The 12,716-nt window shown below is 72.9% G+C and carries 12 protein-coding genes and 1 pseudogene; 11 read left to right on the forward strand and 2 right to left on the reverse strand.

Annotated elements, in window-relative coordinates:
- The 7 genes and pseudogenes from G3I53_RS24510 to G3I53_RS24540 all read left to right on the forward strand — a co-directional run.
- Positions 1–451 (forward strand): annotated as a pseudogene (locus G3I53_RS24510) (S9 family peptidase); the annotation flags it as partial.
- Between the two features lie 358 nt (positions 452–809).
- A complete protein-coding gene (locus G3I53_RS24515; RefSeq protein WP_164333272.1) occupies positions 810–2,144 on the forward strand; it encodes a sensor histidine kinase in 1,335 nt (444 codons plus the stop codon).
- Positions 2,141–2,803: a response regulator transcription factor gene (locus G3I53_RS24520; RefSeq protein ID WP_164338016.1), complete on the forward strand. Its 663-nt coding sequence runs from the start codon at positions 2,141–2,143 to the stop codon at positions 2,801–2,803. Before G3I53_RS24515 ends, G3I53_RS24520 begins: the two co-directional genes overlap by 4 nt.
- 147 nt (positions 2,804–2,950) lie before the next feature.
- Complete coding sequence (locus G3I53_RS24525; RefSeq protein ID WP_343239663.1) at positions 2,951–4,327, forward strand: histidine kinase; 1,377 nt, start codon at positions 2,951–2,953, stop codon at positions 4,325–4,327.
- Entirely contained in the window at positions 4,324–4,989 is a 666-nt protein-coding gene (locus G3I53_RS24530; protein ID WP_164337718.1) for a response regulator transcription factor, read from the forward strand. The genes G3I53_RS24525 and G3I53_RS24530 overlap by 4 nt, the downstream gene beginning before the upstream one ends.
- A gap of 56 nt (positions 4,990–5,045) precedes the next feature.
- Complete coding sequence (locus G3I53_RS24535) at positions 5,046–6,266, forward strand: cytochrome P450 (RefSeq protein ID WP_164337719.1); 1,221 nt, start codon at positions 5,046–5,048, stop codon at positions 6,264–6,266.
- Positions 6,267–6,345: 79 nt separating this feature from the next.
- The gene (locus G3I53_RS24540) at positions 6,346–6,936 is read left to right on the forward strand and encodes a Uma2 family endonuclease (protein ID WP_164337720.1); all 591 of its coding nucleotides are present in this window, start codon (positions 6,346–6,348) and stop codon (positions 6,934–6,936) included.
- On the opposite strand, the gene G3I53_RS24545 is transcribed toward G3I53_RS24540, so the two are convergent.
- Positions 6,923–7,798, reverse strand: a complete 876-nt coding sequence (locus tag G3I53_RS24545) for a diacylglycerol kinase (RefSeq protein ID WP_164438771.1) — start codon at positions 7,796–7,798, stop codon at positions 6,923–6,925. The two genes, G3I53_RS24540 and G3I53_RS24545, sit on opposite strands and share 14 nt — an antisense overlap.
- A gap of 186 nt (positions 7,799–7,984) precedes the next feature.
- On the opposite strand from G3I53_RS24545, the gene G3I53_RS24550 reads away from it, so the two are divergent.
- Positions 7,985–9,268, forward strand: a complete 1,284-nt coding sequence (locus G3I53_RS24550; protein ID WP_164338697.1) for an adenylosuccinate synthase — start codon at positions 7,985–7,987, stop codon at positions 9,266–9,268.
- A gap of 87 nt (positions 9,269–9,355) precedes the next feature.
- Here the strand turns inward: G3I53_RS24550 and G3I53_RS24555 are convergent, their stop codons facing one another.
- Complete coding sequence (locus tag G3I53_RS24555; RefSeq protein WP_164338696.1) at positions 9,356–9,628, reverse strand: hypothetical protein; 273 nt, start codon at positions 9,626–9,628, stop codon at positions 9,356–9,358.
- A 285-nt stretch (positions 9,629–9,913) separates the two neighbouring features.
- On the opposite strand from G3I53_RS24555, the gene G3I53_RS24560 reads away from it, so the two are divergent.
- The 3 genes from G3I53_RS24560 to G3I53_RS24570 form a co-directional block, all read left to right on the forward strand.
- Positions 9,914–10,666 carry an ArpA protein gene (locus G3I53_RS24560; protein WP_164338695.1) on the forward strand — a complete coding sequence of 251 codons (753 nt, stop codon included), beginning with the start codon at positions 9,914–9,916 and terminating at the stop codon, positions 10,664–10,666.
- 179 nt (positions 10,667–10,845) lie between these two features.
- Positions 10,846–11,421, forward strand: coding sequence for an isochorismatase family protein (locus tag G3I53_RS24565; protein ID WP_164338694.1), 576 nt, complete (start codon positions 10,846–10,848; stop codon positions 11,419–11,421).
- Positions 11,418–12,716: M20/M25/M40 family metallo-hydrolase (locus tag G3I53_RS24570; RefSeq protein ID WP_164438772.1), on the forward strand; the 1,299-nt coding region annotated here is incomplete at its 3' end. The genes G3I53_RS24565 and G3I53_RS24570, both read left to right, overlap by 4 nt.

Genomic DNA, 12,716 nt, shown 5'->3' on the forward strand with positions numbered 1-12,716 from the left:
CGGCCACTCGGCGGGCGGCCACCTCGCCCTGTGGGCCGCCGCCCGGCACCTGCTGCCCGCCGACGCGCCGTGGCGCACCGATCGCCCCGCCCCGCTGCGCGGGGTCGTCGCCCTCGCCCCCGTCGCCGATCTCGAGGTCGCCGACAAGCTGGCCGTGTGCGGGGGCGCCGTGCGCCAACTCCTCGGCGGCGACGAGCGGTTCGCGGAGCGCCTGCGGTACGCCGACCCGGCGGTGCTGCTGCCCACCGGCATCGCCACCACCGTCGTCCAGGGCCGCACCGACGTCGACGTGCCGCAGGCGGTCGCCGAGTCCTACGCCGACGCCGCGGCCAAGGCGGGCGAGGTGGTGGGCCTGACCCTGCTGGAGGACGTCGGCCACTTCCCCCTGATCGACCCGACGGCCGACGCCTGCGCGGTGGTTGCGGAGGAGATCGCCCAACTGGCCTGGTGAGGGGCCGGCTTCCGGACCGCTGCCGCGACGTCGGGCCGGCCGCCCGTCGTACCCCTCATACCTCTCATACCTGGGAGCTACCCCGCAGGTGAGTCCCGCGGCGGGACGCGGGACGCCCCCGTGACTGCGTAACTTCCTTGCCCAGCGGGCCCGATGGCCGGGCGCCGCACGGGAGGCGGAGGGACGAGGCGGCGGGGGGAGCGTGGCCCGGGCGACGGCGCCGGGGCGGGGCGGGGGCGGGAAGGGGAGCGCCGCGCGCGGGGGAGGGGCCTGCCCGCCGCGCTCGTCGGCCTCTCCGCGACGGCCGTACTCCTCCGGCACCGGACGGCCCGCCGGCCGACCTCGAGAGGAGTGCGCCATGTCTAGGCTGAAGCACGTGACGGACACGGGGGGACGACGCGGACTGCGGTTGCTGCTGATGCTGCGGCACGACCTGCTGACGCTGCGGGCCGACCCGATGCCCCCGTCGGTGTGGCTGCGCTGGGTGCCGCACGGACTGGTGTGCCTGGCGGCGGTCGCCCTCCTCGTCGGCGACGCCGACCAGCTCCACGGGCAGGGAAAGCTGGGCATGGGCACTTCCCTGCTGATCGCGGCCGGACAGTGCGGGGCGGTCGCCCTCGCGCTGCACCGCCCGGTGCCGGCGCTGTGGCTGTCGCTCGCCGCGACGCTCACCGGAGCCGTCCTGCTGCGCCCCCTGCTGATGGGGTACCAGATCTCCGGCTTCCCCTGGCCCTGGAACCCGTGGGGCATCGCCGCCCACCTGCTCGTGCTGCTGCTGCTCGCCCTGCGAGTGCCCACCCGCGCCTCCGCCGCGGCGCTGGCCCTGACCGCACTGCTCACCTTCGCCCTCCAGGGCGTGTGGGAGGCGTGGTACCACTCGCCCACCGGTGAGGCCGCCGTGCTGCTGTCCGCCGTCGCCGTCGTGCTCGGCATCGCGCTGCGCGGCCGCCGCGAGGCCCGCGCCGAACTCGTGGAACAGACCACGCTCACCGCCGAGGAACGCGCCCGCCGCACCCTCCTGGAGGAGCGCAGCCGCATCGCGCGGGAACTGCACGACGTGGTGGCCCACCACATGTCGGTGATCTCCATCCAGGCGCAGGTCGCCCCGCACCTCGTCGAGGACCCGCCCGGCGAGCTGAAGGAGAACCTCGCCGGCATCCGGCAGAACGCGGTCGACGCCCTCACCGAACTGCGCCGCGTCCTCGACGTGCTGCGCTCCGAGCACCCCGTCCCCGACGACGGCCCGGAGACCTCCCGGCACGCCCCGCAGCCCACCCTGGACCGGCTGGAGGCGCTGGTGGAGAACACCCGCGCCGCCGGACTCGCCGTCACCACCGAGGTGAGCGGCGGGCGGCGCCCGCTGCCGCCCGGCGTGGAGCTGTCGGCGTACCGGATCGTGCAGGAGGCGCTGAGCAACGTCCTGCGGCACGCGCCCGGAGCGACCGCACGCGTCGCCCTGGCCTACGACCCGGACGGGCTGCGGGTGGAGGTCGTCAACACCAGCCCGTCCCGGGAGGCGCCGCCCTCGGCCGGGGCCGGGCACGGACTGCTCGGCATGCGGGAGCGGGCCGTCATGCTGGGCGGCGGGCTGACGGCCGGCCCCTGGTCGGGAGGCGGCTACCGGGTCGACGCCTACCTCCCCGCGCCCGCGCCGCACGCCTCGGCCCTCCCTCTCCGGAACGGCACCGCATGATCCGTGTACTCGTCGCCGACGACCAGCAGATGGTCCGGCAGGGCTTCACCGTGCTGCTCAACACGCAGCCCGACATCGAGGTGGTGGGGCAGGCGGTCGACGGGCTGGACGCGGTCCGGCAGACCGCCGGCCTCGCCCCGGACGTCGTCCTCATGGACATCCGCATGCCCGAACTCGGCGGCATCGAGGCGACCGCCCGCATCACCGCGGCGACCCCGCAGATCAGGGTCCTCGTCCTGACCACCTTCGACCTCGACGAGTACGTGTACGAGGCGCTGCGCGCCGGGGCGTCCGGCTTCCTGCTGAAGGACGCCTCCGCCGAGCAGCTCGCCGAGGCGGTCCGGATCGTCGCGGCCGGGGACGCCCTGCTCGCGCCGGGCATCACCCGGCGGCTGATCGCGGAGTTCTCCCGGCTGGCTCCCCGGCCCCGGACCCCGCCCGCACAGCGGGTCGCGGAGCTGACCGACCGGGAGACGGAGGTGCTGGTGCTGATCGCGCAGGGCCTGTCCAACGCGGAGATAGCCGTCCGGCTCGTGGTGGCCGAGCAGACCGTGAAGACGCACGTCGGCCGGATCCTGGTGAAGCTCGGCCTGCGGGACCGCACCCAGGCGGCGGTCTTCGCCTACGAGTCGGGACTGGTCCGCCCCACCGGGTACTGAGCGGTGCCGGGTTCCTGAGCGGTGCCGGGGCCGGCGGGGCGCGGTGCCGGCGGCCTCCGTGCCCCGCGGGTAGTACCTGAGACGGACCTCGCGGAACCCGTCTCCACGGGGACGACCGCGGTCACCCGGTCGGCCTACCGTGTGAGCGTGACCGAGACGACCCACACGCAGCCCCCGGGCGGCCCGCGCCGCGCCGGGGACGGGGCGGATTCCCGCAGCCCGGAGTACCGGCTGGCCCAGAACGTCCTCCAGGGCCTGCGCCAGGACCTGTTCCACGACCCCTTCGCCTACCGCCCGCTGCCGCCCCGGCGCACCGACGGCCCGTTCGTGCGCCGGCTGCCCGGGCGGCTGCGGTCGGCCGCGCGCCACCTGCCGCACGCCGTGGTGGGCGGCATCGCGCTGTTCGCCCTCTTCGTCGGGGCGGTGTCGGGCGGCATCCCCGGCGGCGACGCCCTGGCCCTGCTGACCGGCATGCTGTGCGCGCTCCCGGTGCTCGCCACGCTGGTACGGCCGGTGGGCGCGTTCTGGCTGTCGCTGGGCGTGACCCCGGTGGTCGCCGTCCTCAGCGGCAGCGGCGCGGGCGACTGGCCGTGGATGCCGGGCGCCTTCCTCAGCCACCTGGCCGTGCTGGTCGTCGTGGCACTGCGCACCCGGCCGCGGACGGCCGCCTGGATGTGGGCGCTGACCGCCCTGTACGCGCTCCTGTCGGACGTGGTCTTCGGCGGCCCGTACTACTACACGAACAGCGGCCCCATGATGGTGACGTCCGCCTTCGCCCTGCTCGTGGTGTCCCTGTGGCACGTGCGCCACACCGCCCAGCAGGAAGTGACCGCGCAGCAGACCGTCACCGCGCAGGAGCGGTCCCGGCGCACGCTGCTGGAGGAGCGCACCACCATCGCCCGCGAGCTGCACGACGTGGTCGCCCACCACATGTCGGTGGTCGCCATCCAGGCCGAGGCCGCGCCGTACCGGGTGGAGAACCCGCCGCCGGAGCTGGAGCGCGCCTTCGCCACCATCCGGGAGAACGCGGTGGCCGCCCTCACCGAGCTGCGCCGCGTCCTCGGTGTGGTGCGCGCCGAGGACTACGAGGCCCCGGACGCCCCGCAGCCCACCCTCGCCGACCTGGACGCCCTGCTCGCCAACGTCCGCGACACCGGCCTGGACGTGGAGAAGGCCGTGACCGGCGCGGTGCGGGAGCTGCCGCAGGGCGTGGAGCTGTCGGCGTACCGGATCGTGCAGGAGGCGCTGAGCAACAGCCTGCGGCACGCGCCCGGCGCGAGCGCCCGCGTGGAGATCGGCTACGTGCTCGGCGGGCTCGGCGTGCGCGTCGTCAACGGCCCCGCGCCCTCCCCCCATCTGATCAAGCCCTCGCCCGGCGCCGGACACGGCATCACCGGCATGCGGGAGCGGGTCTCCATGCTGAACGGCGAGATGACGGCCGGACCGACCGACGACGGCGGCTACGAGGTGGCGGTCTTCCTGCCGGTCACCGCGGTCCACGAGACGAGCGAGGAAACGGCATGACGATCCGCGTCCTGATCGCGGACGACCAGATGATGGTGCGCGAGGGCTTCTCGGTCCTGCTCAACGCGATGCCCGACATCGAGGTCGTCGGCGAGGCCGTCAACGGGCGGCAGGCGGTGGAGCGGGTGCGGGAGCTCGGCCCCGACGTCGTCCTGATGGACATCCGCATGCCCGAGCTCAACGGCATCGAGGCGACCCGGGAGATCGTCGCCGCCGACGGCACCGCGAAGGTGCTGGTGCTCACCACCTTCGACCTGGACGAGTACGTCTACCAGGCGCTGCGCGCGGGAGCCTCGGGCTTCCTCCTGAAGGACGCCTCGGCCCGTCAGCTCGCCGACGGGGTCCGGGTGGTCGCCGCCGGGGAGGCGCTGCTCGCCCCGACCGTCACCCGGCGGCTGATCACCGAGTTCTCCAAGCTGTCCGAGGGCCCCCGCCTGATGCCGGCCGCGCACGCCGCGTACGGCGACCTCACCGACCGGGAGACGGAGGTGCTGGTGCTGATCGCGCAGGGCCTGTCCAACGCGGAGATCGCCGGACGGCTGGTGGTGGCCGAGTCGACGATCAAGACCCACGTCAGCCGCATCCTGGTGAAGCTGGGCCTCAGGGACCGCACCCAGGCGGCCGTCTTCGCCTACGAGGCCCGGCTGGTCACCCCGGGCTGACCCGCGTTCCCCGTCGGGCACTGGCACACGGCAGGTGGGCGTTCTAAGGTCCCGGCATGATGGCTCAGCCCGACCTCGCGTTCGATCCGTGGGACCCGGCCTTCGTCGCCGACCCGTACCCCGCCTACGCCGAGCTGCGGGAACGCGGCCGGGTGCACTGGTTCGAGCCGACGAACCAGTGGCTCGTCCCGCACCACGCGGACGTGTCGGCGCTGCTGCGCGACCGCCGCCTGGGCCGGACCCACCTGCACCGCTTCACCCACGAGGAGTTCGGCCGGACCCCGCCCCCGCCCGAGCAGGAGCCGTTCCACACGCTCAACGACCACGGCATGCTCGACCTGGAGCCGCCGGACCACACCCGCATCCGGCGGCTGGTGTCGAAGGCGTTCACCCCGCGCACGGTGGAGCGCCTGAAGCCGTACGTGGAGGGTCTCGCCGGCGACCTGGTGACCGCGCTGGTCGACGCGGGCGGCGGGGACCTGCTGCGGGACGTGGCCGAGCCGCTGCCGGTCGCGGTGATCGCGGAGATGCTCGGCATCCCCGAGGCCGACCGGGCGCCGCTGCGTCCCTGGTCGGCGGACATCTGCGGGATGTACGAGCTGAACCCGTCCGGGGAGGCGGCCGACAAGGCGGTGCGCGCGTCGGTGGAGTTCTCCGCCTACCTGCGGGATCTCATCGCCGAGCGCCGCAAGAACCCCGGCGACGACCTGGTCTCCGGCCTGATCGCGGCCCACGACGAGGACGACCGCCTCACCGAGCAGGAGATGATCTCCACCTGCGTCCTGCTGCTGAACGCGGGCCACGAGGCCACCGTGAACTCCACGGTCAACGGCTGGTGGGCGCTGTTCCGCAACCCCGGCCAGCTCGCCGCCCTGCGCGCGGACCACTCCCTGGTGCCGAGGGCCGTCGAGGAGCTGATGCGCTACGACACCCCGCTCCAGCTGTTCGAACGCTGGGTGCTGGACGAGATCGAGATCGACGGGCAGGTCATCCCCCGGGGCGCCGAGATCGCCATGCTGTTCGGCTCCGCCAACCACGACCCGGCCGTCTTCACCGACCCGGACCGCCTGGACCTGACCCGCGCCGACAACCCCCACATCTCCTTCAGCGCCGGCATCCACTACTGCATCGGCGCCCCGCTGGCCCGCATCGAGCTGGCCGCGTCGATGACGGCCCTGCTGGAGAAGGCCCCCGGCCTCCGCCTCGCGGCGGAGCCGCTGCGGAAGCCGAACTTCGTGATCAGGGGGCTGGAGGGGCTGGCCGTCGAGGTGCGGTGACGGACGAGCTGGAGGTGTGGCGTGTAACCGATCGGATACGCTGCGTCGTGGCTGGTCCGCATCACGGGGAGGGCGCATCATGACAGTCATGGCAGAGCGACCGACGACACGCGGTTCCGAGTCCGACAGCTTCAAGGGCCTGCTCAGGGCCCTCGACGAGCTGGACGTGCCCGACGGCTACAAGGCCGAGATCATCAGGGGGAACATCGTCGTGTCGCCGTGGTCGAAGGGTTACTACCTCGACGTCATGGAGCTGGTGTGCGATCAGCTCCGGGGGCACCTCCCCGCAGAGCACCGGATCAGCTACGGACCGTTCCTCTTCGTGTTCCCCGGGGTGGAACGCGCCTACGGGCCGGACATCCACGTGGCACACCGGGGCGCCAGCCGGAGCGCCAGCAATCACCTGGACGGCGAAGCACTCTCGTTCGTCGCCGAGCTGACCTCGACCTCCACCCGGGACGATGACCTGACCGACAAGGTCGTGGCCTACGGGAGGGCCGGCGTTCCCGTCTATCTCCTCCTGGACATGCAGGAGGAGCAGGCCACGGTCTTCTCGATGCCCTCGGCCAAGGGCTACGAGTCGCGGGACACCAAGCCCTTCGGCGAGAAACTGGGCATCCCCGCCCCGTTCGGCTGTGTACTGGACACCACGGGGTTCACGGCCCCCTGAAGCGGCCGGTCCCCTGCGCCGTCGGCACCGTCAGCCCCCACGCACCCTCCCGCACCTCCCACGTGCGGGTCCGGACCGGGCCCGAGACGAGCGAGTCCGCGCGGTAGCGGAAGTGGGCGCCCGAGACGGTCACCGTGCGGCCCTCGGCGAGCAGGGGGGAGGCTTCCGCGCCCACCGACAGGGGCCGTACCTCCACGCGGGCCGTGCCCGCGGCGGCGGGGACGACCGACACGGCCTCCACCGGCTGGTGCAGGTCCACGAGGGTGTGCCCGTCCACCTCCACGCGCAGCCGGGCGTGCCGCTCCGGTGCGGAGACGGTCCGGGAGGGGCGGGCGGGCACCAGGGTCCGCACCAGGGAGTGGCAGGTCCGCAGCCAGGGGCGGTCGGTGTCGGCCGCCTCCCGCACCGTCGCGCCGACCGGCGGGATGCGCAGGCTGCCGAGGACCACGCCGTCGCTGTCGTCGACCAGCAGGTCCATGCGCCGTTCCGCGCCCTCCAGGACGGCCCGCGCCGCGCCCACCGCCCCCGCCGGCACGCCCAGCGAGCGGGCCAGGGACAGCGCGCCGCCCACCGGCACCAGGGACAGGACACATCCGGCCAGCTCCCGCCGGCGGTGCAGCAGGCTCACCGCCCGGATCAGCGCCCGGTCGTCGCCGACCACCACCGGGCGCCGGGCGCCGCGCCGGGCGAGCGCCCGGTCGAACTCCTCCGGGCCGTCCGGCAGGCACACCTTGGTGCCCGCCGCACCCCCGCTGAGCACGTCCTTAGCGATACGGACGGACTCGCCGTCCGCTCGCCGCGCGACCGGATCGATGACCACCAGGAGCTGATCGGACGTCGCGGAAGTCGCCACCTCGGCCATGCCTCGCTTCCTCGGGTAGCATCTTTGTGCAAGAGCCCCTTTGCGCTATTGCGCCAGGGGCTTCGTCTATTCCGGGGCACCCGGTCCGACGGTCGGCGGCCAACGATGGTCGCGGTGCACGCGGCGGAGATCCTCCGCGTACGCCCCTGACCCTGGACATGCCCCGCCCGGAAGGGGTGTACGCGCGTGCCCGCACTTGTGCTGCTCGGTGCTCAGTGGGGTGACGAAGGCAAGGGAAAGGCGACGGACCTGCTCGGTGGTTCCGTCGACTACGTGGTGCGCTACCAGGGCGGCAACAACGCCGGCCACACGGTGGTGGTGGGCGACCAGAAGTACGCCCTGCACCTGCTGCCTTCCGGAATCCTCTCCCCCGGCTGCACGCCGGTGATCGGCAACGGCGTCGTCGTCGACCCCTCGGTCCTGCTCTCCGAGCTGAGCGGGCTGAACGACCGCGGCGTCGACACGTCGAAGCTGCTGATCAGCGGCAACGCCCACATCATCACGCCGTACAACGTGACGGTCGACAAGGTCACCGAGCGCTTCCTCGGCAAGCGCAAGATCGGGACCACCGGCCGGGGCATCGGCCCCACCTACGCCGACAAGATCAACCGGGTCGGCATCCGTGTCCAGGACCTGTACGACGAGTCGATCCTGACGCAGAAGGTCGAGGCGGCCCTCGACGTCAAGAACCAGATGCTCACCAAGCTCTACAACCGGCGCGCCATCGCCGTCGGCCAGGTGGTCGAGGAGCTGCTGGGCTACGCCGACAAGCTGGCGCCCTACGTCGCCGACACGGTCCTGGTGCTCAACGAGGCGCTGGAGCAGGACAAGGTGGTCCTCTTCGAGGGCGGCCAGGGCACGCTGCTCGACATCGACCACGGCACGTACCCCTTCGTCACCTCCTCGAACCCGACCGCGGGCGGCGCCTGCACGGGCGCGGGCGTGGGCCCGACGAAGATCAGCCGGGTCATCGGCATCCTCAAGGCGTACACGACCCGCGTCGGCGCCGGACCGTTCCCGACGGAGCTGTTCGACGAGGACGGCGAGGCCCTGCGGCGCATCGGCGGCGAGCGCGGTGTCACCACCGGCCGCGACCGGCGCTGCGGCTGGTTCGACGCGGTGATCGCCCGCTACGCCACCCGCGTCAACGGCCTCACCGACTTCTTCCTGACCAAGCTGGACGTCCTCACCGGCTGGGAGCAGATCCCGGTGTGCGTGGCGTACGAGATCGACGGCCGGCGCGTCGAGGAACTGCCCTACTCGCAGACCGACTTCCACCACGCGAAGCCGGTCTACGAGATGCTGCCGGGCTGGTCCGAGGACATCACCGGCGCGAAGTCCTTCTCCGACCTGCCGAAAAACGCGCAGGGCTACGTGAAGGCGCTGGAGGAGATGTCCGGCGCCCCGGTCTCCGCGATCGGCGTGGGACCGGGCCGCGACGAGACGATCCAGATCAACTCCTTCCTCTGAGGCCCCTCCCGGGGCATCCGGGAACACCACGGGACGGCCGGTGCGAGGCGATCGCACCGGCCGTCCCGTCGTCGTGCGTGCGGACATTCAGCGGGGATGGGTGGCCTCGTTGAGCAGGTGCGCGGTGAGGACCGTGGTGGTACGGGCGTGGGCGCGGGCCCTGCGCAGCAGGGAGAGGCGCTGCCCCGGCGTGCCGAGGTGCGCGTCGGCCTCCATCAGGCTCAGAAGGGTGCGCAGACAGCTGAGCTGGGCACGGACCGACGGGTCGGGAGGCGTGGTGCCGCGCCGGCCCAGATCCTCCAGCAGCGCTTCGAGCTGACGTCGGGCCGAGGCGACCTGCGGCTCGGGGGATCGGGTCATCACATCGGGTCCTCCCTCGGGGGCGGTCCTGCGGACGGGGGGCAGGAAACCCGCCAAGGCTTTCGTGCCCGCGCCGTGCGGGCCAGGCAGCCGAACCGGCGGTCGGGCGGCAGTTTCCCGGCAGTTCCGGCACCGGTGCGGCAGAACGGCGGCGCCACCGGCAAACGGCGCCGCATTCCCTGCCTCCCGCCTTGTTCGGCTTCTCGGAATCCGCCTACGTTCCTTCCCGACTCGCCCGACGACTTCCGTGAACGGGCTTCGGCGTCACAGAGTAGGGAGAACCCCATGTCATTCGACGAGATCGCCCCGGAGGGTATCGAGAAGGAACTGGCGAGCCATTTCGCGGACCGTTTCGACGACGCCACACTGCGCGAGCTCTCGCAGAACTTCCGCCGCAACGGCTACGTCAAACTCCCGGACTTCGTCTCGCGCGACCTCTTCGCGACCGTCACGAAGGAGTGCCACCGCCTGCTCGACCTGCACCAGCAGCGCATCGACATCCACCTCAAGGAGACCGGCAACTCGCCGCGCTTCATGAGCACGGTGAGCCAGAAGGCCATCGAGCAGGACAGCGAGCTCGTGCGGACCATCTACAACTCCGAGGCGATGATGGGCACCCTGTCCCGCATCGCGGCCGAGCCGGTCCTGCCCTGCCCGTGGGACGAGGAGAAGTACGTCCTCATCCGCCAGCACAAGCAGGGCGACACCCACGGCTGGCACTGGGGCGACTTCAGCTTCACCGTCATCTGGATCATCGAGGCCCCGGGCCCGGAGTTCGGCGGCCAGCTGCAGGCCATTCCGCACACGGACTGGAACAAGGACGACCCGCGGGTCCACGAATACCTCGCCAAGCACCAGATCAGCACCTATCCGCACGCGACCGGGGAAATGTACTTCCTGCGTTCGGACACCACCCTGCACCGCACCATTCCGCTGAACGCCGACCGGACGCGGATCATTCTCAACACCTGCTGGGGCAGCGAGAAGGACCAGCAGAAGTCGGCGACGCACGAAACCATGCAGGCGATGTTCAACTGATTCCGCGCTTTCTGCCGGAATTCGGCGCCGTTCGACGGGACCGGCGGGTCGCGTCAGGCGTTCACGCTCGACGGGCCGGTGTGGTTCGCTGCGCACGTTCGGCGCCCGGCGCCGAAGCGCGGGCGGGCCGGCACCGGCCCGCCCGCGCCCCCCAACCCCCCAAAAGAAAGAGCAGTCGGATGACGACGGCCCTTGTCCTGGTAGATCTCCAAGTCGGCCTGCTGGCCGGAGAGGAAGCGGTACCCGAGGCGGATTCCCTGCTGGGCCGGCTGCGCCCGCTCGCCGAGCGCGCCCGCGCACTCGGCATCCCCGTCGTCCACGTGCAGGACGACGACCTCGGCGAGGTCGGCTCCGAGGAGTGGCGGATCGACCCGCGGCTCGGCGCGCAGGACGACGACCTCAGGGTGCGGAAGGCGGAGTGCGACGCCTTCCACGAGACCGAGCTGGACGAACTGCTGCGGGCGCGCGGCGTGCGGCACCTCGTCGTGGCGGGCCTGACCACCGAGCTGTGCATCGACTCCACCTGCCGCAAGGCGGTGACGCTCGGCTACGACGTGACCCTGGTGTCCGACGGCCACTCGACGCCGTCCGACCACCTGCCCGTCCAGGCGATCGTCGACCACCACCACCGGATCCTCGACGGCTACGGCGTCTACATCAACCGCCGGCCGTACGAGATCCGCCTCCAGTCGGCCGCCGAGGTCGACTTCGTCGCTCCCGAGGAGCCCGAGCCGCAGGCGGTCGGCACGCCATGACCGCCACCTCTGCCCCCGCGAACACGCCGGACACCGCGCCCGGTCCGGCGCCCGGCGCGGCAGCCGCCCGGCGGACGGCGGTGCTGGCGCCGCTGACCGGCCTGGCGGTGGTCCTGCTGACGGCGGTCCTGGGCGTGCTGGCGCAGGCACCGCCGGCCGCCCGGGGCACGGACGCGCCGGCGGGTGAGTTCTCGGCGGCCCGTGCCGCCGGGTACCTCACCGGCATCGCCCGCGCCCCGCACCCCGTCGGCAGCACCGAGCACACCCGGGTGCGGGAGTACCTCGTGCGGACGGCGCGGGAGCTGGGGGCAGAGGTCACCGTCCAGTCGGGGGAGGCCGTCCAGCCGGAGATGGGCAGCCCGTTCGCGTCGGCGACCGTGCACAACGTCGTCGCCCGGCTGCCCGGCCGGGACGGGCCGGCCGCCCCCGGCGGGGCGCTGCTGCTCGTCGCGCACTACGACTCCGTGCCCACCGGGCCGGGCGCGGCGGACAACGGGGCCGCGGTCGCGTCCCTGCTGGAGACGCTGCGCGCCCTGAAGGCGTCCGGCGGGGTCCGGCACGACGTCGTCGTGCTGTTCAGCGACGGGGAGGAACTCGGCGCGCTGGGTGCCGAACTGTTCGTCCGGGAGCACGGCCTCGACGCGTTCGGGGCGGTGCTCAACTGGGAGGCGCGGGGCAGCGGCGGCCCCCTGATGATGTTCGAGACCGGTGAGGGGAACCTGCCGCTCGTCGACGCGTTCGCCGGGGCCAACCCGCGTCCGGTCGCCAACTCGCTGGCGTACGAGGTGTACCGGCGGCTGCCGAACGACAGCGACTTCACCGTCTTCCGCCGGGAGGGCGTGGCCGGCCTCAACTCGGCGTTCATCGACGGCTTCCACGACTACCACGCGCGGTCCGACACCGTGGCACGGCTCGACCGGGACAGCATGCAGCACCACGGCGACACCATGCTCGCCATGGTGCGCTCCCTGGACGGTGCCGGCCCGGACCGGATGCGGGGCGACAACGGGGTCTACTTCGACCTCTTCGCCCGGGTCCTCGTGCGCTACCCCGTGGTGTGGGCCCTGCCGCTCGCCGGGATCACCCTGGCCGCGCTCGCCGGGCTGCTGGCCTGGGGCATGCGCAGGTCGGTCCTGCGCCCCGGGCGGGTCCTCGGCGCGGCGGGCACGGTGTGCGGCGCGCTGGTGGCCGCCGGGGCCGTCGTCCACGGGCTGTGGACGCTGACGCTGGCGCTCGCCCCCGGCCTGGCCGCGCTGCCGCTGGCCGAACCGTACGACGGCGGCTGGTTCGTGGCG

This window comes from Streptomyces sp. SID14436, from assembly GCF_010548465.1.
GTDB lineage: Bacteria > Actinomycetota > Actinomycetes > Streptomycetales > Streptomycetaceae > Streptomyces.